20 protein-coding genes, 2 tRNA genes, 3 rRNA genes and 1 other RNA gene are annotated in these 24754 nt (G+C 40.8%); 5 read left to right on the top strand and 21 right to left on the bottom strand.

Annotation, left to right across the window (positions count from 1 at the left end; all coding sequences use genetic code 11):
- Nucleotides 1-59: 59 nt before the first annotated feature.
- The 9 genes from K8P02_RS05745 to K8P02_RS05705 all read right to left on the bottom strand — a co-directional run bounded on the left by K8P02_RS05745 (nucleotide 60) and on the right by K8P02_RS05705 (nucleotide 9262).
- Nucleotides 60-1820: a V-type ATP synthase subunit A gene (locus K8P02_RS05745; RefSeq protein ID WP_025867735.1), complete on the bottom strand. Its 1761-nt coding sequence runs from the start codon at nucleotides 1818-1820 to the stop codon at nucleotides 60-62.
- Between the two features lie 18 nt (nucleotides 1821-1838).
- Nucleotides 1839-2678, bottom strand: a complete 840-nt coding sequence (locus tag K8P02_RS05740; protein WP_025867734.1) for a DUF2764 domain-containing protein — start codon at nucleotides 2676-2678, stop codon at nucleotides 1839-1841.
- A 12-nt stretch (nucleotides 2679-2690) separates the two neighbouring features.
- Nucleotides 2691-3281: a hypothetical protein gene (locus tag K8P02_RS05735; protein ID WP_002562685.1), complete on the bottom strand. Its 591-nt coding sequence runs from the start codon at nucleotides 3279-3281 to the stop codon at nucleotides 2691-2693.
- Between the two features lie 299 nt (nucleotides 3282-3580).
- The gene (locus tag K8P02_RS05730; protein WP_002562686.1) at nucleotides 3581-3808 is read right to left on the bottom strand and encodes a hypothetical protein; all 228 of its coding nucleotides are present in this window, start codon (nucleotides 3806-3808) and stop codon (nucleotides 3581-3583) included.
- A 237-nt stretch (nucleotides 3809-4045) separates the two neighbouring features.
- Nucleotides 4046-4156: ribosomal RNA gene (gene rrf / locus K8P02_RS05725) — 5S ribosomal RNA — on the bottom strand.
- A 78-nt stretch (nucleotides 4157-4234) separates the two neighbouring features.
- Nucleotides 4235-7121 (bottom strand): 23S ribosomal RNA (locus tag K8P02_RS05720).
- 167 nt (nucleotides 7122-7288) lie between these two features.
- Nucleotides 7289-7362: transfer RNA gene (locus K8P02_RS05715), tRNA-Ala, on the bottom strand.
- Between the two features lie 84 nt (nucleotides 7363-7446).
- Nucleotides 7447-7520 (bottom strand) — tRNA-Ile (locus K8P02_RS05710).
- A gap of 219 nt (nucleotides 7521-7739) precedes the next feature.
- A 16S ribosomal RNA gene (locus K8P02_RS05705) occupies nucleotides 7740-9262 on the bottom strand.
- The 16S, 23S and 5S rRNA genes sit together here with 2 tRNA genes alongside, the layout of an rRNA operon.
- Nucleotides 9263-10101: 839 nt before the next feature.
- Between K8P02_RS05705 and K8P02_RS05700 the strand changes: the two genes are divergently transcribed.
- From K8P02_RS05700 to K8P02_RS05695, 3 genes are all read left to right on the top strand, one after another.
- Nucleotides 10102-10944 carry an AraC family transcriptional regulator gene (locus K8P02_RS05700; RefSeq protein ID WP_025868241.1) on the top strand — a complete coding sequence of 281 codons (843 nt, stop codon included), beginning with the start codon at nucleotides 10102-10104 and terminating at the stop codon, nucleotides 10942-10944.
- 72 nt (nucleotides 10945-11016) lie between these two features.
- On the top strand, nucleotides 11017-11232 hold the full coding sequence (locus tag K8P02_RS21890) for a DUF4405 domain-containing protein (protein ID WP_326979458.1): 216 nt from the start codon (nucleotides 11017-11019) through the stop codon (nucleotides 11230-11232).
- Entirely contained in the window at nucleotides 11133-11471 is a 339-nt protein-coding gene (locus tag K8P02_RS05695; RefSeq protein ID WP_310592591.1) for a hypothetical protein, read from the top strand. The genes K8P02_RS21890 and K8P02_RS05695 overlap by 100 nt, the downstream gene beginning before the upstream one ends.
- Before the next feature lie 40 nt (nucleotides 11472-11511).
- On the opposite strand, the gene K8P02_RS05690 is transcribed toward K8P02_RS05695, so the two are convergent.
- From K8P02_RS05690 to K8P02_RS05660, 7 genes are all read right to left on the bottom strand, one after another.
- Entirely contained in the window at nucleotides 11512-12738 is a 1227-nt protein-coding gene (locus tag K8P02_RS05690; protein WP_044158590.1) for a clostripain-related cysteine peptidase, read from the bottom strand.
- Between the two features lie 93 nt (nucleotides 12739-12831).
- Nucleotides 12832-13233, bottom strand: coding sequence for a hypothetical protein (locus K8P02_RS05685; RefSeq protein ID WP_002561591.1), 402 nt, complete (start codon nucleotides 13231-13233; stop codon nucleotides 12832-12834).
- A 76-nt stretch (nucleotides 13234-13309) separates the two neighbouring features.
- Nucleotides 13310-13933, bottom strand: a complete 624-nt coding sequence (locus tag K8P02_RS05680; RefSeq protein ID WP_122200571.1) for a murein L,D-transpeptidase catalytic domain-containing protein — start codon at nucleotides 13931-13933, stop codon at nucleotides 13310-13312.
- A 149-nt stretch (nucleotides 13934-14082) separates the two neighbouring features.
- The gene (locus K8P02_RS05675; RefSeq protein ID WP_002561589.1) at nucleotides 14083-14943 is read right to left on the bottom strand and encodes a sigma-70 family RNA polymerase sigma factor; all 861 of its coding nucleotides are present in this window, start codon (nucleotides 14941-14943) and stop codon (nucleotides 14083-14085) included.
- Nucleotides 14944-15197: 254 nt separating this feature from the next.
- Nucleotides 15198-16736 (bottom strand): Do family serine endopeptidase, encoded by a 1539-nt coding sequence (locus K8P02_RS05670; protein ID WP_025868239.1) that lies wholly within the window; start codon nucleotides 16734-16736, stop codon nucleotides 15198-15200.
- A gap of 357 nt (nucleotides 16737-17093) precedes the next feature.
- Nucleotides 17094-18248 (bottom strand): dipeptide epimerase, encoded by a 1155-nt coding sequence (locus K8P02_RS05665; RefSeq protein ID WP_025868238.1) that lies wholly within the window; start codon nucleotides 18246-18248, stop codon nucleotides 17094-17096.
- 1 nt (nucleotide 18249) lies between these two features.
- On the bottom strand, nucleotides 18250-19233 hold the full coding sequence (locus K8P02_RS05660; RefSeq protein WP_025868237.1) for a C40 family peptidase: 984 nt from the start codon (nucleotides 19231-19233) through the stop codon (nucleotides 18250-18252).
- Between the two features lie 204 nt (nucleotides 19234-19437).
- Between K8P02_RS05660 and rnpB the strand changes: the two genes are divergently transcribed.
- Nucleotides 19438-19826: RNase P RNA component class A (gene rnpB / locus K8P02_RS05655), an RNA gene on the top strand.
- Nucleotides 19827-19852: 26 nt separating this feature from the next.
- The gene (locus tag K8P02_RS05650) at nucleotides 19853-21172 is read left to right on the top strand and encodes a YihY/virulence factor BrkB family protein (RefSeq protein ID WP_002561585.1); all 1320 of its coding nucleotides are present in this window, start codon (nucleotides 19853-19855) and stop codon (nucleotides 21170-21172) included.
- 69 nt (nucleotides 21173-21241) lie between these two features.
- Here the strand turns inward: K8P02_RS05650 and K8P02_RS05645 are convergent, their stop codons facing one another.
- The 5 genes from K8P02_RS05645 to K8P02_RS05625 form a co-directional block, all read right to left on the bottom strand.
- Nucleotides 21242-21337, bottom strand: a complete 96-nt coding sequence (locus tag K8P02_RS05645; RefSeq protein ID WP_002560793.1) for a smalltalk protein — start codon at nucleotides 21335-21337, stop codon at nucleotides 21242-21244.
- A 70-nt stretch (nucleotides 21338-21407) separates the two neighbouring features.
- A complete protein-coding gene (locus K8P02_RS05640; RefSeq protein ID WP_025868236.1) occupies nucleotides 21408-21884 on the bottom strand; it encodes an HU family DNA-binding protein in 477 nt (158 codons plus the stop codon).
- Between the two features lie 156 nt (nucleotides 21885-22040).
- The gene (locus K8P02_RS05635; RefSeq protein WP_223382109.1) at nucleotides 22041-22994 is read right to left on the bottom strand and encodes an MraY family glycosyltransferase; all 954 of its coding nucleotides are present in this window, start codon (nucleotides 22992-22994) and stop codon (nucleotides 22041-22043) included.
- 97 nt (nucleotides 22995-23091) lie between these two features.
- Complete coding sequence (locus tag K8P02_RS05630) at nucleotides 23092-23988, bottom strand: NAD-dependent epimerase/dehydratase family protein (RefSeq protein ID WP_223382107.1); 897 nt, start codon at nucleotides 23986-23988, stop codon at nucleotides 23092-23094.
- Nucleotides 23989-23997: 9 nt separating this feature from the next.
- Nucleotides 23998-24750 carry a glycosyltransferase family 2 protein gene (locus K8P02_RS05625; protein ID WP_025868255.1) on the bottom strand — a complete coding sequence of 251 codons (753 nt, stop codon included), beginning with the start codon at nucleotides 24748-24750 and terminating at the stop codon, nucleotides 23998-24000.
- Between the last annotated feature and the right edge of the window lie 4 nt (nucleotides 24751-24754).

The following is a 24754-nucleotide window of genomic DNA, read 5'->3' as shown; positions in this document are numbered from 1 at the left end:
ACCATTATTCATTTTTAACACATAGGTACGTTAGCAATTTACAATTTACTATTTAGCAATTACGATTGAAGTTTCTTTTCATCAATCAACTCTTTCAGTTGCTTCCGGAAACCATCATACTCTTCTGACTTAAACTTCGAGTAGTTCATCTGTTTACAGATATTGATCATCTTCTTAAAGTAATCCATTACTTCATTGAAGTTGTCAAATTCAAACTCTGTATGGCAAATATCAATAACCATATCCAAAATAGCTTCCTGACGTTCCATAGGAGTTACAGCATCAATGTCATCAAATGCATCCTGCTGAAGAATAACGAAATCGATCAATTCAGATTTCCAGAAGATAACATGATACTCTACAGGCACACCGTCATCACCTAAGATGTTAATCTGCTCGGCAATTTCCTTTCCACGTTGCAAACGGGTTTTGATTTCATTTACTTTGCCAATCCATTCATCATTGATGTGTTCAGAGATATATGCTTCAAATTCCGGATATTCAATATATTTGGAATAAGAGTCAATCGGGTTCACAGCCGGATAACGTTTTTTATCGGCACGATCCTGTTCGAGAGCGTAGAAACAACGAGCTACTTTCTTTGTATTCTCTGTCACAGGTTCCTTCAGATTACCACCTGCCGGAGACACTGTACCAATAAAGGTAATAGAACCAGTTTTATCATTGTTCAGCTTCACATATCCTGCACGACCGTAAAAATTAGAGATGATAGAAGACAAGTCCATTGGGAAAGCATCCGGTCCAGGCAACTCTTCCATACGGTTGGACATCTCACGCAATGCCTGTGCCCAACGGGAAGTAGAGTCAGCCATCAGCAAAATCTTCAAACCCATTGCACGATAATATTCTGCAATTGTCATTGCCGTGTATACAGATGCCTCACGGGCAGCTACCGGCATGTTAGACGTATTCGCAATAATAATGGTACGTTCCATCAACTTACGCCCTGTATGTGGGTCGACCAGTTCAGGGAACTCGGTAAAGATTTCTACTACCTCATTCGCACGTTCACCACAAGCAGCGATAATAACGATATCTGCTTCGGCCTGTTTTGAGATGGCATGCTGTAGTACGGTTTTACCAGTACCAAACGGACCGGGAATAAATCCCGTACCACCTTCAACAATCGGGTTTACCGTATCAATCACACGAACACCGGTCTCTAACAGTTTGAATGGACGTGGCTTTTCTTTATAATTCTTCATGGCACGTTTCACCGGCCATCTCTGAATCATATTTACATCGATAAGACTACCTTCTTCATCTTTCAATACAGCCATCCTATCTTCTATCTTATAATCACCTTCATCAGCAATATACTCAACCGTACAAGTGCCCTTCAATGTAAAAGGTGCCATAATTTTCAGTGGCTGAAAGTTTTCATCCACTTGCCCTAACCATGCCGAAGCTTCTACTTTATCGCCGATTTTTACCAACGGCACAAAATGCCACACCCTTTCTTTATCTAACGGATATGTATATTCACCTCTTTTGAGGAAAACACCTTCCATCTTGTCGAGGTCATTTTGCAAACCATCGTAATTTTTTGATAACATGCCCGGACCTAAGGTCACTTCAAGCATGTGTCCTGTAAATTCGGCTTCAGCTCCCACCTTCAGTCCGCGAGTGCTCTCAAACACTTGGACGTATACATGTGAACCTACCACCTTAATCACCTCCGCCATCAGTTTGTCGCCACCAGTTGAGATATAACAAATCTCATTCTGTGCTACCGGTCCGTCAACGACGAGGGTCACCATGTTGGCAATAACGCCACTAACAGTTCCTTTTGTTGCCATATAATTTTAGTTATTTATTTACCTAAATTCTGCGGGAATCTGTACCTCATCCTTCAGCGCATCAATAATGCGTCGGAATAGTTGATTTCCTTTCTCTTTGTCCAATGATATCCATCGCTCAATCATTTCCAGTTGCAATAAGAAAGCGAAAATACGTTCAATCGTAAAATAATTGAAAAATGTAGCTTCCTCGATCCAATCCCAGCGCAATGAATCAAGCTTCTTTTCACGCTCTACCAGTTCGGTTATTTCACTGATCTTCACTAACTGTTCCAGACAATCTACCTCACCGGATAATCCGAAGTCACGAGCACCGGACGTACGCAATGCTTCACAAACCTCAGTATCGCCTACAATATTCTGTGCTACGTCCCATTTATATTTACGGGCTGTAAATGCTACCAGAATATTATTTATAGTCAGATTGAATTCAAACCAAGATGCGATAAACTTATTTCCGCATTTCATGGCATACTCATAATACAGTGCTGCCAAATGATCTTCATGCAACACAGCACTTTCTGCCGGGGTATTAAAATAATCAGAAATAAAAGCAGAGATGTAGGAAGGGAAGTCTTTCGGATGAACCTCACCACCTTCTTTTATCACACCAATGTATTCGATAAGTTCTTCCGCAGAGAAATTTCCTCTTAAATCGATAGCAGCCTCCTTGTCTTCAAGCAATTTCAAGACATTTGCATTATCAAATTTCAGATAGAACAGATCTATCAGCTTCTGGTCTGAAGAAGAGATTCCGGGATAAATTTCTGTTTTAAAATCAGCTACTGTATAACTCAGTTTACTATCCTCAAGAGTGAGTTCAGGCAAACCGGCTACCAAGTAATAGTATTTACTCATAATCGTTCTCTATTAGAATAGCATTTCTACTAACTGAGGACGCAGAAATTCTTTGAAATAATTCATGAATTCTTCTTCTCCAAAGTTCACTTTATACGAACCGTTTGCCGGAGAAACAGAAAATAATGTTTTAATTCCATTTACCTGCTCTATTCTGACACCCTTGTCCAAAAGAGCTTTAGCATTGGCAGCAAAGTATTTCTTCAGCGATTCTGCATCGGCTGTCGAAATCACAATAGGTTCGTCTACACTCCATTGGGAAGCTAAAGCTACAATAAATGCATTCAAGAAGTCTTGATTCTGCGCAAATTCCTTTACAGGAGCAGTCACAATCTTATCTGTCACAATAGTAGCAATTTCCGATTTTAGTGCATTTACAGCCTGACCGGCAAACAATTTTAACTCTGATTTGGTATTTTCTGCCAGTTCATCAGCAGATTTACGAGAGGAGGTAATAATTGACTCTGCTTCTTTATGAGCATCTTCAATAATCTTCTTAGCTTCTTCCTGAGCATTTGCGATAAGACGCTGGGCTTCTTCATTACCTTTTTCTACGCCTTCACGATAAATCTTATCGGTCAACTCTTGAATTTTGTTTTCCATGTTCACGGACTATTTAGAAGTTTATATTATAGTATCTATGTATTTCGATTAGATTCTTGCCAAAAGTACGAATTTCAATCTAATTAAAAAAGGGAAAAGAAGAAGAAAACTGTTCATAAAATAGAAAAGAATAGTCAAAAAGGAGGAAATATTGCAATAAAATGGCATTTAGAATCTATTCTTATATCAAGGTGGACTATATATGCAGGAAATATAATCATTCGGATAGTTATAAAACACAAATGGGAGCAAAGCAACTTTTGTGCTTTACTCCCATTTGTATCAGATAATCTCGCTTATTATTTCTTGTCACAAGCTTTTTTCTCACATCCTGCTTCTTCTTTACAACATGCTTTAGTAGAATCACAAGCAGCAGAATCAGACTTACAGCAAGGAGCTGCAGCTTCTACAGTTTCAACTTCTACTGATTCAGCAGATACTTCAGAACTTGCAGGTTTATTACCACAAGAAGTTACAGCGAAAGAAAATGCTACTGCAACAGCAGCCAAAAATAATTTAGTTTTCATACTTTAAATTTGCTTTAAACAGTTATTGATTATTGTCGGTTGCAAATATAAGTAAATAAAAGCACTTATACAAAGTATTTTTTTCACCACCGAGTTTCACAGAGGAACACAGAGTATTGATTATCCTTCATAAACAGAATAAACAAGAATACGGCTTATTCCTCTGTGAAACTCAGCGGTGAATAAAACGAAAGAATCCCCCTTCCATCAATCATCTTGACGAAAGGGGGATTCAAAAAACGGCGACTACCTACTCTCCCACTGTTACGCAGTACCATCGGCGTGATCAGGCTTAACTTCTCTGTTCGGAATGGGAAGAGGTGGAACCCTGATGCTATAGTCACCTGAAGAAGGTAGACATGTGTACAAAAAGCAATTCAGTCAAAAAGAACTAAACGTATATATAAACCATACAAAAAGGAAAGAAAACAAAAGTCAACGGGCAATTAGTAAGGCTCGGCTATGATATTACTACCTTTACACCTGCCTCCTATCAACGTCATCGTCTATGACGACCCTAAGAAATCTAATCTTGTGGCTGGCTTCGTACTTAGATGCTTTCAGCACTTATCCAATCCCGACTTAGATACCCAGCAATGCACCTGGCGGCACAACTGGTAAACCAGCGGTCAGTCCAACACGGTCCTCTCGTACTAGTGTCAGAGCCACGCAAATTTCATACGCCCACGATAGATAGAGACCGAACTGTCTCACGACGTTCTGAACCCAGCTCGCGTGCCACTTTAATGGGCGAACAGCCCAACCCTTGGGACCTTCTCCAGCCCCAGGATGTGACGAGCCGACATCGAGGTGCCAAACCCCTCCGTCGATATGAGCTCTTGGGAGGGATCAGCCTGTTATCCCCGGAGTACCTTTTATCCTTTGAGCGATGTCCCTTCCATGCGGAAACACCGGATCACTATGCTCTAGTTTCCTACCTGATCGACTTGTGAGTCTCCCAGTCAAGCGCCCTTATGCCATTACACTCTACCGCCGGTTACCAATCGGCGTGAGGGCACCTTTAGAAGCCTCCGTTACACTTTTGGAGGCGACCACCCCAGTCAAACTACCCACCAAACAGTGTCCTCGTAACAACGAGTTAGAACTCAAATAATCAAAGGGCCGTATTTCAACAGCGACTCCACAAATACTGGCGTACCTGCTTCAAAGTCTCCGGCCTATCCTACACATCAATTACCCAAATTCAATGTTAAGCTATAGTAAAGGTTCACGGGGTCTTTTCGTCCCATCGCGGGTAATCGGCATCTTCACCGATACTACAATTTCACTGAGCTCACGGTTGAGACAGTGTCCAGATCATTACACCATTCGTGCAGGTCGGAACTTACCCGACAAGGAATTTCGCTACCTTAGGACCGTTATAGTTACGGCCGCCGTTTACTGGGGCTTCAATTCAATGCTTCTCTTGCGATGACATCTCCTCTTAACCTTCCAGCACCGGGCAGGTGTCAGGCTGTATACGTGATCTTTCAATTTTGCACAGCCCTGTGTTTTTGTTAAACAGTTGCCTGGACCTATTCTCTGCGCCCCGCCATCACTGACGGGGACCCTTTATCCCGAAGTTACAGGGTCAATTTGCCTAGTTCCTTAACCGTGATTCACTCAAGCGCCTTAGTATATTCAACCCGACTACGTGTGTCCGTTTACGGTACGGGTACCTTTAAGATTAAGTTTAGCGGATTTTCTTGGGAGTATGTTTACACGCACTATTGGATTGTTCAGAAGAACGCTCCATACTATCAGGTTCGACTCTTGCGGTGGATTTGCCTGCCGCAATCAACATCTACACCCTTTAACGAACTATTCCGTCAGTTCGCGGCGCTGTCACGCCTCCGTCTCCACGTCACTCCTAAAGGTAGTACAGGAATATTAACCTGTTCTGCCATCGGCATCACCGTTCGGCTGAGCCTTAGGACCCGACTAACCCTGATCCGATTAGCGTTGATCAGGAAACCTTAGTCTTTCGGCGAGGGGGTTTCTCACCCCCTTTATCGTTACTTATACCTACATTTGCTTTTCCACACGCTCCAGCATACCTGACGGTACACCTTCAACGCAGAGTGGAATGCTCCCCTACCGATCATTACTGATCCCATAGCTTCGGTAAAACACTTGATGCCCGATTATTATCCACGCCAAACTCCTCGACTAGTGAGCTGTTACGCACTCTTTAAATGAATGGCTGCTTCCAAGCCAACATCCTAGCTGTCTTAGCAATCTGACTTCGTTAGTTCAACTTAGTGTTTATTTGGGGACCTTAGCTGATGGTCTGGATTCTTCTCCTTTCGGACATGGACCTTAGCACCCATGCCCTCACTCCTGTGATTGAACTAATGCGCATTCGGAGTTTATCAAGACTTGATAGGCGGCGAAGCCCTCGCATCTTATCAGTCGCTCTACCTCACATTAGTAATTCACAAGGCTGCACCTAAATGCATTTCGGGGAGTACGAGCTATCTCCAAGTTTGATTAGCCTTTCACCCCCACCCTCAGGTCATCCGGAAGCTTTTCAACGCTTATCGGTTCGGTCCTCCAGTTAGTGTTACCTAACCTTCAACCTGCCCAAGGGTAGATCACTTGGTTTCGCGTCTACTCCTTCCGACTATAACGCCCTGTTCAGACTCGCTTTCGCTTCGGCTGCACGTCTTCAGACGCTTAACCTTGCCGGAAAAAGTAACTCGTAGGTTCATTATGCAAAAGGCACGCCGTCACAACAAAAAGCTGCTCCGACCGCTTGTAGGCGCACGGTTTCAGGGACTATTTCACTCTTCTATTCGAAGTGCTTTTCACCTTTCCTTCACAGTACTGGTTCGCTATCGGTCTCTCGGGAGTATTTAGCCTTACCGGATGGTCCCGGCAGATTCACGCAGAATTCCTCGTGCTCCGCGCTACTCAGGATACCACTAGGGTTCAGATGGCTTCGTGTACAGGGTTATCACCGTCTATGACTGAACTTTCCAGATCATTCCACTCACCAACTTTCGTCCCAAAACGTGGTCCTACAACCCCAATTATGCCGTAACATAATTGGTTTGGGCTATTCCCCGTTCGCTCGCCACTACTAGGGGAATCATTATTTATTTTCTTTTCCTGCAGGTACTAAGATGTTTCAGTTCCCTGCGTTAGCCTACTGCAGTGCAGTATAATTGGTCTTCAACCAATTGGGTTGTCCCATTCGGAAATCCGCGGATCAAAGGTCATTTGCACCTACCCGCAGCTTATCGCAGCTTATCACGTCCTTCATCGCCTCCGAGAGCCAAGGCATCCGCCATGCGCCCTTTCTTACTTTCATTATCTTGCCTTTATACTGTTAAAACAACAGCGTACGGTTCGATATATACTTTTAGCTCTTTACTAAATTTACTTTTTTTATGTACAACATGTCAAAGATCGTGGGATCTACGATTGGAAGGTTTACAATTTACAAGTGAAATTACAAACCAAAAATCAAGATCGGAGTGGAGAATAACGGATTCGAACCGTTGACCCTCTGCGTGCAAGGCAGATGCTCTAGCCAGCTGAGCTAATCCCCCTTCGAAGAATTGAGAAGAAAGAATCAAGAACGACTTAATCACAAGGATTTATCATTTTCAACTTTCAACTTTCAATTCGAGAAGTAGTCCCAGGCAGAGTTGAACTGCCGACCTCTACATTATCAGTGTAGCGCTCTAACCAACTGAGCTATAGGACTAGTTCAAACTGAGCCTATTATTAGACCCGGCTTCTGTTTTCTCTTGTTTATCTCTATCTATACTTCTATAGATGGTTGATCTATATCTATAAATAAACAAGTACCAGTAGTACAGTTAGAACCTTAATAAAGTCATATGTCTTTAATTGTATGAACAATCAGAGTTGAATTGTCAACTGTCAATTGTCAACTGTCAATTAAATCACGGTATCGCTCCAGAAAGGAGGTGTTCCAGCCGCACCTTCCGGTACGGCTACCTTGTTACGACTTAGCCCCAGTCACCAGTTTTACCCTAGGACGCTCCTTGCGGTTACGTACTTCAGGTACCCCCGGCTCCCATGGCTTGACGGGCGGTGTGTACAAGGCCCGGGAACGTATTCACCGCGCCGTGGCTGATGCGCGATTACTAGCGAATCCAGCTTCACGAAGTCGGGTTGCAGACTTCGATCCGAACTGAGAGAGGCTTTTGGGATTAGCATCCTGTCACCAGGTAGCTGCCTTCTGTACCCCCCATTGTAACACGTGTGTAGCCCCGGACGTAAGGGCCGTGCTGATTTGACGTCATCCCCACCTTCCTCACATCTTACGACGGCAGTCTCTCTAGAGTCCTCAGCATAACCTGTTAGTAACTAAAGATAAGGGTTGCGCTCGTTATGGCACTTAAGCCGACACCTCACGGCACGAGCTGACGACAACCATGCAGCACCTTCACATTTGCCTTACGGCTGTTGGGTTTCCCCAACATTCAAATGCAATTTAAGCCCGGGTAAGGTTCCTCGCGTATCATCGAATTAAACCACATGTTCCTCCGCTTGTGCGGGCCCCCGTCAATTCCTTTGAGTTTCACCGTTGCCGGCGTACTCCCCAGGTGGAATACTTAATGCTTTCGCTTGGCCGCTTGCCGTATATCGCAAACAGCGAGTATTCATCGTTTACTGTGTGGACTACCAGGGTATCTAATCCTGTTTGATACCCACACTTTCGAGCCTCAGTGTCAGTAACAGTCCAGTGAGCTGCCTTCGCAATCGGAGTTCTTCGTGATATCTAAGCATTTCACCGCTACACCACGAATTCCGCCCACCTCTACTGTACTCAAGACACACAGTATCAACTGCAATTTTACGGTTGAGCCGCAAACTTTCACAACTGACTTACATGTCCACCTACGCTCCCTTTAAACCCAATAAATCCGGATAACGCTCGGATCCTCCGTATTACCGCGGCTGCTGGCACGGAGTTAGCCGATCCTTATTCATAGGGTACATACAAAAAGCCACACGTGGCTCATTTTATTCCCCTATAAAAGAAGTTTACAACCCATAGGGCAGTCATCCTTCACGCTACTTGGCTGGTTCAGGCTTTCGCCCATTGACCAATATTCCTCACTGCTGCCTCCCGTAGGAGTTTGGACCGTGTCTCAGTTCCAATGTGGGGGACCTTCCTCTCAGAACCCCTATCCATCGAAGGTTTGGTGGGCCGTTACCCCGCCAACTGCCTAATGGAACGCATCCCCATCTTTTACCGAAATTCTTTAATAATAATCCCATGCGGAAATATTATGCCATCGGGTATTAATCTTTCTTTCGAAAGCCTATCCCCGAGTAAAAGGCAGGTTGGATACGTGTTACTCACCCGTGCGCCGGTCGCCAGCAATGTATTGCTACATCCTGATGCCCCTCGACTTGCATGTGTTAAGCCTGTAGCTAGCGTTCATCCTGAGCCAGGATCAAACTCTTCATTGTAAAAGTATTGTTGATTTACTATTAGACAATTGGAAATTTACGATTGAAATTACCAAAAGACAATAGCAAAGTCGTTGCTCTGTTCAGGATACCGTTATTTATTGACCTTATTTCAAATACCTATATATAAGTATTGACGGTTCTAATTTCTCAAAACATTTTACTGTCTTGGACTTGTACTACTTGTATTGTTTATCAATTTTTCAAAGAACGCTTCGTTTTTTTTAAATCGCTTCGTTTCAAAAGCGGGTGCAAAGGTAAAGGACTTTTTTATAACTACCAAATGTTTCTGGAAGTTTTTTTTAGTTTTTTTTTCCGAGGATTATCTAACAGCTCTCTTGCGAAAGGAGAAAAACCTGCAAAGAAAAAACGCCTTCTATTTGCGAATCGGACTGCAAAGATAAGAACTTTTAAACATTGAAACCAAATCTTTTTGGAAGTTTTTTTGTTTAATAACTTAGCCGGTAATCCGCGCTTTCAATCATGTCAAGCTTAATAACTTAGCTCCTCTGGCTAAGCGGATGCAAAAGTAGACCTTTTTACAATATAAGCAAAATATATCAGGAATTATTTTAGAATAAAAAGAAATCTTTTTTGTAAGACGCTGATTTGCAAAGGTGTTGTAAAACATAAAAAAAGAAACAGGGAAAGAAAGAGAAAAAGAGGAACACATTATAATATATACGCGCATGCGTATACGCGTGCGAGCAAAAAATTGAAATATAGATTTCCACAGATAAAAAATAGTTGCTTATTCTTTCTCATTCATCTACTGTTATACTTAACATTGTTTTGGAGAGTTATCAGTTGCTTTTATTAACTTTGCAAAAAAAGATCAAATGCCAACTATCCCAATACACAAAGTCGTTCAACAATCTGATTTCGGAATATACCTGAAAGAGGTCTCCCCTTTTTCATCAAAATCGCCTATTAACTATATTCATCAGGATGATTATTATATATTCGGTATGGTGGATAGCGGAAAGTGCAGCGTCAGTATTGATTTTAAGAATTATCATTTATCAGAAAGTGAAATAATATGTACCCAGCCCCATCAAGTGCATCATGTTACCAATGCAGGCGACGCAAAAACATTTCTTTTGTTTATTGACAGTGTATTCATAGACTCAGAGACAAAACAAATACTTGCCGAATATGCTCTATCTCTGACGCCATTCAAAATAACCGATCAACAACGCTTTGAATTAGAACAATTATTCGCCATCATTCTCCACAGAATAAACGATTCGGGGAACAATAAATCAAAACATATTATACAAAACCTAGCACGTGCTGCCGTAGGGATAATAACAGAAACCATACAAGGAATTATCCGACAACAATCTAAAAATAAAAGACATATAGAAATCACATTAGCTTTCAAAGAACTACTTTCCAAAGAACTACACGTAGAAAAGAGAATATCTCACTATGCAAAATCGTTACATATATCTCCGGTATATTTAAACGAAGCTATTAAAAGCATTGCCGGAATCAGTGTAAGCAAATATATTCAAATTGAACTTATGTTGAGAGCAAAACGAATGCTAATATATACCTCTCTAAATATAAAAGAGATCGCTATTAATTTAGGTTTTGATGATTATGCTTATTTCACGCGTTTATTTACGAAAGCAACAGGCCTAAGTCCTACCTCATATAGAAAGAAATACCTTGAATAGTGCAATCTTTACCTTATATTGTCTATTTTTCCATTTAACAACGCATTGTAACTTTGCAACCAAAAAGGAACAATGAATAGAAAGAGATTTATTTACTTTACGGATTTAATATTGATTCCCTTATTTATTTTATCGTTATACACAGGAATAAAACTACACATCGCAGGCCATCATGCCAACCATGAAATATGGCACAATTGGACTGTGTTTCACACAATCGCCAGCCTGTTATTTCTATATTCGGAATTGTACACATCAAAAGCCATTGGGGCTGGTATAAAGGATTAAAAACGACAGGCTGTAAAGGTAAAAAAAAGGTTGTGTTACTTTTCTCCATAACCTTTGCATTGGTTATTATTACAGGCATACTATTGCTACTATTCGTCGATGGAGCCAATTCGCCAACAGGACTGCTACATTACAAAATAGGTATTGCAACGGGAGTTTTAGCGATTCTACACATATTAAAACGAAAACACTTCTTGTATAGCGGATTTAAAACAAATATAATAGCCAAGAAACAATAATTATGCATTGTCTAAAAATCAACCAAGATGCAATACTACCTTACCAGCCAGTATTCACCCAGCCCGCATCGTTATACCACTGATAATCACGATAAAATTCATTTAACTTCGGACTTGAACTACGAGGTATAAAGATAGACAAGCCACATGTTCCAGTCATATCAAAGGCCCCTACCCAATCTGAAAAGTTTTTTGGAGTAGTATAATAGTAGGGAACAGCTTCTTTAAAAAACTGCTCCCAAATTTTATATTCATCATTGTCACCCGTGATCTTTTTCATAAAATCAGCAAAATCATAATAGAGTTTAGAGTTATTGTAATCATATGAATACCCTTTTCTCTTATCATAGCAATATACATTATCAGAAGTGATCGATGCGTCCACATATTTTGAGACAAGCTCTCCCGTGACAGTGGCAAGCGCTTCAAGCTTACTACAATCTACCACTGCAGACGAAACCCCTGCAACCCAAATATTAGTAAGATAATTACGGTCTTTCCATGGGCTATACTCCCCTTCCCGTATCTCCGCATTATACGTGTTTGCATAGTTTGTATAATATGTTTCAGCAATCTTTTTTGCCGCATCTTCATCTTCAAACATAGCAGGCACTACAACCTGATAAGGAGCTCCCGGAGCCGGAATTTCAGTAGGAGAACCCACTATATAATCTGTATATTGACGCAACTCATAAGCAACTTCTGCCGCTTGCATAAAGCAAGCATCAAAAAAGACAAAATTCAGGTACCGGGTACCCTCAAGCACTTTACGAAGGTCTGCAATATTCATTGAATTCCCGCCATCATCTCCAAATGACCTGGATTTAACTCCCGGATAAGGAGCCCAGCCATCAGCATGTGACCATAGCACCAATCCATAACTATCAGCCGGATATTCCGAATAGACCTGATTTAAAATACTTTTCATTATTTCAGTATCTACAGAATTCTGTTCCGCATAATCCTGAAGCCTCTCTTGTTTTACCGTACCATTCTTATCCTTGTATAGGCGAATTAAACGCGGTTTTGAATCTTTATCATCCCAATAAATGATCAAGTTATTATTCTGATCATCCACAGACTTCATTCCTTCAAGCATTTCATTAAAGTCTGCTTCGGCAAAAGAGCTCAAGTTGTTTTGCGCTACCATATATACCAATACTGTACGTGATCGCTTCTCCGCCTCCGGAGCTTCGTTGTCATCACGACATGCCGTAAAAGTCAAAATAAAAAATGAAACCAATAAAGATAATATGGTAATTCTCATAATTATAGTATGCTCTGTTTCTTAATATATTACCCACAAAGATAAAAAAATAAGAGATACAAACATTGCATCTCTTATATATTAACATCTTAACTATTCTTCCGGTTTAGTGAACCTGAATTTTTCAGGATCAATCTTTTGCAAAGCCACCGCTTTATTCTTCTTATACTTTCCCAGTATTTTCAAAGCTTCTTTATCGAGTTTCTTCTTACTATCCGAAAAATAAATCATACAAGTCCTGTTAGGCTGATTCATATCCAGTTCTAAAAAGTTTTTAAACTGATAGCTGTACAATTCACGATGTGGCAAAAAACCATTCTTATCAAGATGAACACTATCAATCAACTGAATATCCGTATAGTACACCACAGTATCTGTAAATGAAGCAGAAACGCCAAAAGCATACACAGGCTTATGAGAACCTTTCTTAATTGAAAACGCTGAGCACAAAGTAAACACCAGTGCTATTGCAAATAGTATTTTTACGTATTTCATATCTTAACTGTTTTATTGCGGCAAAGGTAACAAAAAAGGGGAAATATCTCTTATTAATGACAAAGAAATGGCATCATTACTGATACACCCACAACAATAATGGCTTTTTTTCATCTTTAAGCAACTTGTCAACACGCCGCATCACATCATTGGCTATCACAGGACAACCCTGGCTCATACCTAAAGGAAGATGTGCCGGATAAATCTCAACGACAGGTATAAGATCATAGGAATGCAAAACAACCACACGTTTGAAAGCATTATTATTGGTTGCCTCCAGACCATGCAGTTTATAATGAACATTAATCCCCCATTTGCTGTATGACCGGACACCGACTTTGTAGCGCCCCAAAGAAGAGCAATAACTCCCTTCTATATTACTAAACACAGGATTGGAGACTGTACTATTCTTCCCATATCCATGAGCACAAAGACTGGCACACAAAATCGAATCGCCTTTAAAGTCCCAGACAAAAAATCGTTTTTTACCAGAATGAATACTAAAATCAACCAAAAAGCAATAGTTTGTATTCAAACCGTTTTTCACACAATATACCTTTGCAGAGTCTGCTTTCTCCTTCAAACGCTCTTGTTTTTCAGAAATAAGAGTGCCGCCTTCTTTCGTATACTTTCCCCATCCCCAAAAACAAAAAGAGAATGCTAAAAACAAGATCAATAAAAAACGGATCAACTTAATCATACATCTTTCTTTTAAATTAAGAAGGTCTAAAAAAAACGGACATTTTTCTTACAAAAATACAAAAAAGTCGTGCAAGTCCGTTTTTAGTTATCCTAAACACTTCAACTTACACGACTAATACCTTAATTGTCGAAAACTGATATATCGTCTTATCCCAAGTACGATTTGAGCAATTTACTACGATTACTTTGTCTTAATCTTCTGATTGCTTTTTCTTTTATCTGACGAACGCGCTCACGTGTGAGACCAAACTTATCGCCGATTTCTTCTAATGTCATTTCCTGTTGTCCGATACCGAAAAACATCTGTATGATTTCTTTTTCTCTATCGGTTAACGTAGAAAGAGCTCTATCAATTTCCCTCGCAAGAGACTCATTAACCAGAGAGCGGTCCGCCATAGGCGAATCGTCATTCACCAGCACATCCAGCAAGCTGTTATCTTCTCCTTCAACGAAAGGCGCATCTACCGAAATATGACGGCCAGACACTTTTAACGTATCAGAGATTTTATCAACCGGGATTTCCAATTCGTCTGCCAACTCTTCCGGAGATGGCCGGCGCTCGTTTTCCTGCTCGAATTTAGAGAAAGCTTTACTGATTTTATTCAGTGAACCTACCTGATTCAAGGGAAGGCGAACGATACGTGACTGTTCTGCCAATGCTTGCAGAATAGACTGACGAATCCACCATACAGCATAACTGATAAACTTGAATCCACGTGTTTCATCAAACTTTTCGGCAGCCTTAATCAGTCCTAAATTGCCTTCATTAATCAAGTCAGGCAAACTCAAACCCTGGTTCTGGTACTGTTTGGCTACAGATACGACGAAACGCAGATTGGCACGTGTCAATTTTTCTAACGCTACACGGTCACCCTTACGAATACGCTGAGCGAGCTCTACCTCTTCCTCTACAGTAATGAGGTCTTCGCGACCGATTTCCTGCAAATACTTATCAAGAGAAGCGCTCTCTCTGTTAGTGATACTTTTGGTAATCTTTAGTTGTCTCATTCTTATAAAACAGATTTGGAGTGCAAAGTTACGACAAATAATTTGTTAACTAACTATCTTAACGAAACTTTTTCACCATTATTATTATCTGTATAAACAAAAAGAGATGCCGACAAGTTGTATACCGGCATCCTTTTTTTAGTTGAAAGTTGAAAATTGAAAGTTGAAAGTTGAAAGTTGAAAGTTGAAAGTTGGCTGCGCTATACACTACATAGTAACTTTCAATTTTCAACTTTCAATTTTCAATTAATAAACTATTCCTGAGTCAGGTCTACAGCGTAATTAGCACGTTTTCCTGATGGGAACATACCTGTGAGGAATAATACCTGATCCGGTGATTTGGTTGCTGCTTTCAGTACCTCTTCCAGATCGCTCACTTTACGTATCTGCTGTCCGTTAGCTTTCAGAATGATGAATCCTTTACGGATACCTGCATCTTTCATCTTACCATTGGAAACACCTGTTACCTCTACACCATATCCTAAGTTGAGTTGCTTCTTCAAATCAGCAGGGAGTTCTCTAAAGGCTGCACCTAAAATTTCCATTCCGGCATTCTTTATCACCTTTGTAGTACCTTGCTCATTCTTCAAAGTCACTGCCACGCTCTTTTCTTTTTTATCGCGAATCAACTTCACAGTAATCTTATCACCCGGACGATGTTTTGCAAGTGCTTCCTGCAAGTCAGCAAAGTTGTGAACCTTCTTACCGTCAATACCAATGATCACATCGTCTACTTTAATATCTGCACCGGATGCCGAACCACCTTCAGTAATTTCACGTACCCAAACTCCGTCTACTACACCAAACTCTTTCGCTTTATCACGAAGCGTAGTACCCGACTTGTCTATAGGTTGCTGGTCTTCCATTATGCTGCTTCCCAATGAAGCTCCTGCGATACCCAACATAGCACGCTGTACGGTTCCAAACTCTTTCAAGTCGGCAACCACCTTTTTCATAATACTGGTTGGTATAGCAAAACCATATCCGGCATATGCACCTGTAGGTGACGAAAGCACAGAGTTAATACCTACCAATTCTCCTTTTGCATTTACCAGTGCACCACCACTGTTACCCTGGTTGATAGCAGCATCCGTCTGAATAAAAGATTCAATACCACCATTGTAAACACCCAGCGTACGGGCTTTTGCACTTACAATACCTGCCGTTACAGTAGAGTTCAGATTGAACGGATTACCTACAGCGAGTACCCACTCACCTACTTTCAGTGCTTCCGAATCGCCTACCGGAATAGTAGGCAGATCATCGTCTGATTCTATTTTCACCAATGCAAGGTCAGTACTCGGATCTGTACCAATGATACGGCCTTTAAATTCGCGATTGTCATTCAACTTCACCGCTATTTCATCCGCACCATCAATCACGTGATTGTTGGTTACAATATATCCATCTTTAGAGATGATAACTCCCGAACCAAAACCTACACGCTCCGGTGTCTGTACCCGGCGCTGACGTCCGCCGCCATCACCAAAGAAGAAGTCAAAAATATCAGGTGCTCCCTGAACAGTCTGAGTTTTTGATTGTTGAGTGGACTTTATATGTACTACAGCATGAAGCGAATTCTCTGCCGCCTGTGTCAAGTCTACCGGTTGCGCATTGATTGCATCAAAAGCAGCCAGTTTCACATCAGGATTCTGTTGGAACACCTCATTAAATGACGCCTGCTTGTCGCTATCTCCTGTCTGCATCATTTTATAGGTTGTTAAACCTGCAACTCCTGAACTCAGAAGAACGATGGCTCCTACTCCAAGAATGTTTTTTGTTGTCTGTTTCATACTACTCTTTGTTTATTCTTTAAAATGTTAATATTCTAATTCGTTTTAACTTTATGACGTTAAAATAACGACAAAAATCATTCACTTATTCCACTTGTCACTCTTTTTTGTCCTCTTTTAACAGAGAATATTTACTGATTAACAGCGCTTAACGACGGACACTGACAAATTTGCATTCGTTACATGACAAGGCTTTTAACATGGCAGAAAAACAATTTGGATAATATGCTAAATAATGTGCCAATATGCCAATGTGCCAATATACCAATTGGCTGCGCTGTGGCATACCGCATGGCAATTGGCACATTGGCATATTATTCAAATTAGCACATTATTTTATTGCCACATTAGTACCTGTCAGACTGACAGTGTGACTCCAATTCCTGGTAAGTTATTGAGCGTAATTTTGCCTTTTAATACCTCCACTCCCTTAAAACGATCATTGGAGATAAGTAAATTACCATCCAAATCAGCAAAATCAACGGCCGGAGAAAATTGCGCAGCAGCAGATATGGCACAAGATGTCTCGGTCATACACCCTACCATTACTTTCATATCCAGTGCACGCGCTAAAGTCACCATTTTCCATGCCTCACGCATTCCGGTACATTTCATCAGCTTTATATTGATTCCGGTGAAAGCACCTTTTAAAGCAGCCACATCACTAAGACGCTGCAAAGATTCATCAGCAAACACCGGTAACGGACTCTGCTGAGTGACCCAGGCAATGTCTTCCAACTGTTCTTTAGGCATGGGTTGCTCAATCATCACAATTCCCTGTTCTTTCAACCAATGAATCATATCGAGCGCATAATATTTATCTTTCCAACCCTGATTAGCATCGATAGCTATCGGGAGCGTACTGACCGAACGAATTGTCCGAATCATCTCCTTATCATTTTCACGTCCCAGTTTTACCTTCAGTATATTAAATTGTCCGGCCACCTCAAGTGTCTTTTCACGTACCACCTCCGGCGTATCAATACCAATAGTAAACGTAGTAGAAGGTGTCTTTTCTCTATTTAATCCCCATATCTTATACCAGGGAGCTCCCAACAGCTTTCCTACCAGATCATGCAAAGCAATATCTACCGCCGCTTTTGCTGCCGTATCGCCCGGACTCAAACTATCAACATAAGCCAGAATATCTTCCAGTTCAAACGGATCATCAAACTGTTCCAGATTAACCTTACTCAGAAACTTCATCACACTATCCACTGTTTGCCCCAAATAGGGAGGCATGGAAGCTTCACCATATCCGGTCACCCCTTCATATTCTATCTCCACTTGCACATCAGGAGTCGTAGTACGCGAAAAGGAAGCTACCGTAAACACATGCTTCAGTTTTAATTCATAAGGAAAAAACTTCATTTTCATCTTTCCACCCTTTCCCAACCGGTTTATGGAAAAAGAAGCAGGATGAGAAGCTTCCGCAAAAGTATTGTTCACAATCAGACCGGAACCTATAGCCGCCAGGGCGGCAGTCTTCAGAAAATCTCTTCTATTTTGCATGCTAATTCTTTTTATAGTAGGGGTTTGTAAGTGTTGTATTCAATTCCGCCTCCTTATTTATAAAAGGTAGAAAACGGACAGCGAAAAGCAATCGCCCGGCATTAAATGCATCATACTCCTTATCTGCCTGATTAAAACTACTGATATGCACATCCCCCAAAGCATGGATAAACCTTTTATCACCTATATATATACCGACGTGCGAAACAGACTCTTTTTTCTCAGCCGTAGCCTGCCGTCCAAAGAAAACAAGATCACCCGGCTCCACATTACTAAAATCAGGTGCTATATCAATATGTTGCCCTATATATGCTTGTTGCGAAGCATCCCGGGGAATAATAATATCATGCATAAAAAGTACAGTACGCACCAAACCACTACAATCCATCCCTTTAGAAGAAGTACCCGCCCATAAATACGGAACTCCCATCATCGTATAAGCTGTACGAATAATACTCCCTGCATCTTGCTTCAACTCTGAACGCCATTCTTTTTCGGGCTTTGCTATCGACTTTGAAACATATGCCTGTCTGCCATCAGGATAAGAGACCTTATAAAAATGTCCTTTACTCCCCTCCCACTTCAGACGATTGCCTGCCACAACATCCGAGACTGTCTGAGAATGTTCATTGGGCTTTTCATACGTAAATCCATAATGTGCCGTTACTACTATCTTCTCTGTCCGGTTCCATTCATCGTACTTCTCTTTAGACATCGGGCTGATAACCATCCGATGCACCCATCCGGTATAATCGTCAGGCGTTTGTATCTCATACCAGCCTGTATATTGTAATACCTTTACCGGCATCCCCAGCAAAGCCTGCGTAGTCATACCAGAGGTAAATTTACCCTCAGCACGCATATTACAAACAGATACACTAACAACACCATAAGCCGAATCGGCAGGTACGGACGGAATGTCCTGAGCTTTTATGCCTGTCACTATAAACCATAACAGGCTGAAAAAAAAGATACGCATTTTCATTGAAGCATAATTGAAATTAGTAGTTGGTAGATAGTAGTTAGAATCTGTGCAGCATATTAGCGTTGTCATACCGAAAGGATTCTAACTACTAACTACTGACTCCATTCTAAAAGCAAAGATAGGGATTGCACGAACAATAAAGAAGAAGTTTGTGTTTATTTTTTAGCATAAAAGAAATAAATGACGTACTTTTGCCCCCCTAAAGCAGTTGGCTGGTCTGTCGCGTGTGTTTCGGCACAGGAGGAAAGTCCGGGCAACACAGAGCATCCCACTTCCTAACAGAAAGCTGTCCGTGAGGGTAGAGTAACGTAGAAGAAAATAACCGCCTCTCTTTCTTCGGAAAGTAAGGTAAGGGTGAGAAGGTGGAGTAAAAGCCCACCAGCCGCATGGTGACGTGTCGGGCTGTACGTCTTGGGAGTTGTAAGGTCATGTATACCGGCGTTATGAGAGTTGCTCGCTCCATGTCGGAGGGTAGACCGCTAAAGTGGCATGGTGACATGTCACTCAGATAAATGACAGGCACTTGTTTAATTCATAATTATAAATTAAAGATTATACAAGGACAGAACTCGGCTTACAGGCCGACTGCTTTTTTTTAAATTATAATCTACTGAATGCCATGAATAAAAGAATAGCAGATATATGGAAATTTATCACCTATGACATCTGGCGTATCACGGAAGATGAGGTAACCAAAACTAAATTCTCGGTTTACAATATCATCAAAACCATTTATCTCTGCATCAACCGTTTCACCAAAGACCGTATTGTCAATAAAGCTTCTGCACTGACATATAGCACATTGCTCGCCATTGTGCCTATACTTGCCATTGTATTTGCCATTGCCCGTGGATTTGGTGTTTCCACAATAATGGAACATCAGTTCCGCAACGGTTTTGGAGGTGCAACCGAAACCTCTGATACCATTCTTGAGTTTGTAAACTCTTACTTGTCGCAAACCAAAGGTGGAGTTTTCATCGGAGTGGGTTTAATCATGTTATTGTGGACGGTAATCAATCTGGTAAGTAACATCGAAATCACCTTCAACCGCATTTGGGGAGTAAAGAAAGCGAGAAATATGTATCGCAAAATCACCGACTATTTCTCTATGTTTCTTCTGATGCCTATCCTTATTGTTGTTTCCGGTGGTCTTTCCATCTTCATGAGTACAATGTTGAAGCAGATAGAAGATTTCGTTTTGCTGGCTCCTATTATGAAGTTTCTGATACGGCTTATCCCCTTTGTGCTCACCTGGTTTATGTTTACAGGGCTTTATATATTTATGCCCAACACAAAAGTGAAGTTCAAACATGCCCTGATATCAGGAATCCTTGCCGGTTCTGCTTATCAGGCATTCCAGTTTCTATACATCAGCAGTCAGTTATGGGTATCGCGCTATAATGCCATCTACGGCAGCTTTGCTGCCTTACCGATGTTCCTGTTGTGGTTGCAAATCTCCTGGACCATCTGTTTGTTTGGAGCAGAACTGACTTTTGCAGGACAAAACATAAGGAATTTTAGTTTCGATAAAGACACCCAGAATATCAGCCGCCGTTACCGAGACTTTATCTCTATCCTCATTATGTCTCTTATAGCCAAACGCTTTGAACAAAACGAGCCCCCATATACCTCCGAACAACTGGCAGACGAACATCAGATTCCGATACGACTCACCAACCAAACCTTGTATCAGTTGCAGGAAATCAATCTGATACACGAAGTTGTGACTGACCAGAAAAGTGAAAACATTGCTTATCAGCCTTCCATGGATATCAATCAGCTGAATGTGGCTGTACTACTCGAACGTCTTGACACCTATGGTTCCGAGAACTTCAAGATAGACAAAGAAGAAGAGTTCAGTGATGAATGGAGGGTACTGGTAGAATCAAGAGAAGAGTATTATAAAAAAGCAAGTAAGGTATTACTAAAGGACTTATAGCAAATAAGAATCGCCCGATTCACTCCTAAGAATGAACCGGGCGATCTCTTATTTATATCTATTTGTCCGCTAAGCCATCATAGCCTGTCCGCCAAATACACCAGCCAAGGCACTTGCCACAGCTATAACCACTTTCAAAATCGTATTCCAAATCGTCTTTTTCATTTCTCTCTCATTTTAATAACGTATCAAGTGCCGCGCAGCCAACTTTCAACTCTCAATTTTCAACTTGCAACTAAATAGAAGGGTCTTCCCCCTCACCCTCACCGCCTGGGTTTCCCCCGTCGGTCATACTTTTCAGCAAATCAGCATGCACAAACTGTACACCTTGCAACAGAGCACGTGTGGTACCAATAGCTGCCGGGCGAGTATACTCAGCCGTAAACTGGCACTTCAAAGCTGTTATCTGATTCGGATTTACCTTATCGGCACTCTCTACTCCCCTGCCCTGCGTACGGGCTTTCATTGTAAACGTACCCAAGCCATCTAAACGTACCGTACGGCTGTTCAGAAGTTGTTCCCGCATTGCAGACATCAGGTTACGTACCACATTCTGCACATCACCCGGCGTAAGGGATGATTTCTCTGCTATTACCTCAGCCAATTGCTGAGTAGTTACTGTTACTCCGGTTTTAACCAGATTAAGATGCCATAATTTAGCTCCCGCTTTGTTGGCCATCGGTGATTGCACCGCTCTGTAAAATAAAGGCATAATTACCTCCTCTTTTTAATGTTACTAATCGTTTTTTTCATTCACACGTTTCGTTGATCAACATTGCAAAGATGAGGGTTTATTATCGGATGGCAAACGAAAAATAGGGAGGTAAAGCTGTTTCTCTCAGAAAGTTTGTAGAGAGATAATTATCAGTTAGTTGAAAGAAAAATGCAGATCAAAGTATTTATACATAAACAAGACATATAGAATACTTAATACTAAAATACTGCTCAATAAATACCAGTAACCATACGCCTGGAAATAGAAATAACCCACTATTACCAATGCTTGTATCACCATATATACAGAAGAGACTACCACATGAGGTACTTTTAGCTCATTTGCCATAATCTGATACAGATGTTTCCGATGCGGCAATCCTATATTCTCATGAAGTATCAGGCGATGAATAATGGTAAGTACACTATCTACTCCATACACAACTAACAGTACAATCCAACTGAAATCCTCCGTCTTGATTATCAGCTTACCGATAAGGAACAAAACGATAAATGCTATACTTACAGAACCTACATCACCGGCAAAGCATTTTGCATGCTTTCGGAAATTGAAGAAATTAAAAACCAGTACGGAACAAAGAACAGTAACAATCAATTCTTGTTCCACAAAAGAAACAATCTCTCTGTTTATATAGGCAAAAGCCACAAGAACAACCAGAGAGTATCCGCCTGTGATCCCATTGATTCCATCCATGAAGTTATAAGCATTGATGATACCGGTACATATTATTAGCGCTACAAGGATTGTCCACCAAGGAAGAGAGAACAGTCCCCACTGATAGAACATCAAAGACATAGCAGAGAAATGAAACACTAATCGCAATACCTGAGAAGTAGAACGGATATCATCTACAAAACTAATAAAAGTGATCAGTGTCAGGGCAAGCATGAACCAGGGATATTCGAAATGGTTCGTGAAGAAATAGGCTAATACGCCAAAATAGAAGATGATCCCCCCACCCCGCAAAGTGATCCGGGTATGCGAACTGCGCTCATTGGGTTTGTCAATGATATTACATTTATCAGCAATACGGAAATAAAAAAGTTCTGCCAGGAAAAGCAGAACTAAGACTATTAAATAATACATTATTCGTTTTTATTAATCAGATAAAACCACAGTTGGAGGCCACTAAAGATTAAAATAACAAGAGCAAGCAAACCTCCTATAACTCCCCAAAGCATAACTATTCAATTTTAAAATTCTCCAATACATTCATTGGTTTCCACCCCAATTCACGCATTGCTTTCTCATTACTAAAAGTCAAAGATTTGGTTATTTTATTCATTTTTAAAGAGTTAATAGGTGCTTTACTTCCCAAACAGTCACCGACAACAGCCATACTTTTTGCCAACCAATACGGAATGGAAAGCGGCATTGACTTACCAAGTTGCCTACATATCACGGATTCTAATTCCCGGAATGTAGGCTGATAGGTATCACAAACATTATAGATACCACCCTGCTCTGCTAATAATGGGATCAGATTCGCAATATCTTGCACCATCAAAACACTTTTCCGGGCTTTACTACCAGCTATGCTGAAATATTTACCATTACGTATCCCATTGATCATAGCACCTAAGTTTCCCGGAGGATTAGGCCCTGCAATCAATGAAGGGCGAATAATTCCTAAAGTCACATGATGTTTATTACACCACTCCTGTAAATATTGCTCTGCTTGTATTTTACTTAAGGCATAAGGTGTCATTCCATTTAGAGGATGTTCCTCTGTTATATTCTCACCATAATCACAGCCATAAACAGCAACAGTACTGACAAAAATGAAAGATTTGGGTACGCCACTACTTTCTAAGGCAGTACATAAATGCTTAGTACCTTGTAAATTGACATCAAAAAAAGCCAGTTTCTCCTCCTCTGTTTTAGGGATTGAATGGGCTTTACCGGCAGCATGAAGAACAATATCATACTTTTCTGTTAGATTAGGTATTTCTATAGCTAAATTAACGGAGTAATTATCTTGTAAAGCCAATCCGATAGTAGCAATAGAATAATTATCTTTTAATAGAGGATAAATGTTATTGCCCAGGAAGCCGGAAGCTCCTGTAAAAAGTAGTTTCATGAAAAATGATTATTGAAAGTATTGTTTCAATTTAGGAAGTAAACGATAAAATGGATATAAAACACTTACAGGTATTCCATTCTTTCTAAACGCATTCAAACATTCAATATTCCCTTTTCGTATATTGGTCAGATTTTTACTGGTAGTTCCCCCTAAACGCATTCTCACTAATGGTTCCGGTAAATAGAATAACCTTATATGCTCTTTCTCAACTAATCGTAACATCAACTCAAAATCTGCAGCAAATTTAAAATTTAAATCAAACATCCCATATTTTAAATATATATCTCGCTTTACATAAAAAGTCGGATGTGCAGGATGCCACCCTTTTGAAAATGAGCGCTGTTTCCCTGTGATCCAGTGACGTACTATTTTAGAAGTATCATGCTGTGACACATAATACAGATCTGCATATACACAGTCAATATCTTTGTGATCCTTAAAGCAATCGATAACTTTCCCTATTACACCGGATTCTGTCAATAAGTCATCGGAGTTAATAATACCGACAATCTCACCTGTAGCCATCTTGAAGCCTTTATTCATGGCATCATAAAGTCCATTATCCTTTTCACTTATCCACTTTAGCCGACCTTGAAACAAGGGGACATATTCTTTTATTATATCTATGGTACTATCTTCAGATAAACCATCTACAATGATGTACTCAATTTCCGGATAGGTCTGAGATAAAACAGATTGAATAGTATCACGAAGAGTTCCGCCACTATTAAAAGTAACGGTAATGAGAGAAATTTTCATTCTA

The sequence above is a fragment of the Bacteroides nordii genome, assembly GCF_019930665.1.
Classification (GTDB): Bacteria; Bacteroidota; Bacteroidia; order Bacteroidales; family Bacteroidaceae; genus Bacteroides; species Bacteroides nordii.
This window is presented reverse-complemented; position numbering and strand designations above follow the sequence as displayed.

Excerpts from the sequence above, each read along its gene's own strand:
- K8P02_RS05745 (WP_025867735.1), bottom strand. The coding sequence starts at position 1,820 with ATGGCAACAAAAGGAACTGTTAGTGGCGTTATTGCCAACATGGTGACC.
- K8P02_RS05740 (WP_025867734.1), bottom strand. The coding sequence starts at position 2,678 with ATGAGTAAATACTATTACTTGGTAGCCGGTTTGCCTGAACTCACTCTT.
- K8P02_RS05735 (WP_002562685.1), bottom strand. The coding sequence starts at position 3,281 with ATGGAAAACAAAATTCAAGAGTTGACCGATAAGATTTATCGTGAAGGC.
- K8P02_RS05730 (WP_002562686.1), bottom strand. The coding sequence starts at position 3,808 with ATGAAAACTAAATTATTTTTGGCTGCTGTTGCAGTAGCATTTTCTTTC.
- K8P02_RS05700 (WP_025868241.1), top strand. The coding sequence starts at position 10,102 with ATGCCAACTATCCCAATACACAAAGTCGTTCAACAATCTGATTTCGGA.
- K8P02_RS21890 (WP_326979458.1), top strand. The coding sequence starts at position 11,017 with ATGAATAGAAAGAGATTTATTTACTTTACGGATTTAATATTGATTCCC.
- K8P02_RS05695 (WP_310592591.1), top strand. The coding sequence starts at position 11,133 with ATGGCACAATTGGACTGTGTTTCACACAATCGCCAGCCTGTTATTTCT.
- K8P02_RS05690 (WP_044158590.1), bottom strand. The coding sequence starts at position 12,738 with ATGAGAATTACCATATTATCTTTATTGGTTTCATTTTTTATTTTGACT.
- K8P02_RS05685 (WP_002561591.1), bottom strand. The coding sequence starts at position 13,233 with ATGAAATACGTAAAAATACTATTTGCAATAGCACTGGTGTTTACTTTG.
- K8P02_RS05680 (WP_122200571.1), bottom strand. The coding sequence starts at position 13,933 with ATGATTAAGTTGATCCGTTTTTTATTGATCTTGTTTTTAGCATTCTCT.
- K8P02_RS05675 (WP_002561589.1), bottom strand. The coding sequence starts at position 14,943 with ATGAGACAACTAAAGATTACCAAAAGTATCACTAACAGAGAGAGCGCT.
- K8P02_RS05670 (WP_025868239.1), bottom strand. The coding sequence starts at position 16,736 with ATGAAACAGACAACAAAAAACATTCTTGGAGTAGGAGCCATCGTTCTT.
- K8P02_RS05665 (WP_025868238.1), bottom strand. The coding sequence starts at position 18,248 with ATGCAAAATAGAAGAGATTTTCTGAAGACTGCCGCCCTGGCGGCTATA.
- K8P02_RS05660 (WP_025868237.1), bottom strand. The coding sequence starts at position 19,233 with ATGAAAATGCGTATCTTTTTTTTCAGCCTGTTATGGTTTATAGTGACA.
- K8P02_RS05650 (WP_002561585.1), top strand. The coding sequence starts at position 19,853 with ATGAATAAAAGAATAGCAGATATATGGAAATTTATCACCTATGACATC.
- K8P02_RS05645 (WP_002560793.1), bottom strand. The coding sequence starts at position 21,337 with ATGAAAAAGACGATTTGGAATACGATTTTGAAAGTGGTTATAGCTGTG.
- K8P02_RS05640 (WP_025868236.1), bottom strand. The coding sequence starts at position 21,884 with ATGCCTTTATTTTACAGAGCGGTGCAATCACCGATGGCCAACAAAGCG.
- K8P02_RS05635 (WP_223382109.1), bottom strand. The coding sequence starts at position 22,994 with ATGTATTATTTAATAGTCTTAGTTCTGCTTTTCCTGGCAGAACTTTTT.
- K8P02_RS05630 (WP_223382107.1), bottom strand. The coding sequence starts at position 23,988 with ATGAAACTACTTTTTACAGGAGCTTCCGGCTTCCTGGGCAATAACATT.
- K8P02_RS05625 (WP_025868255.1), bottom strand. The coding sequence starts at position 24,750 with ATGAAAATTTCTCTCATTACCGTTACTTTTAATAGTGGCGGAACTCTT.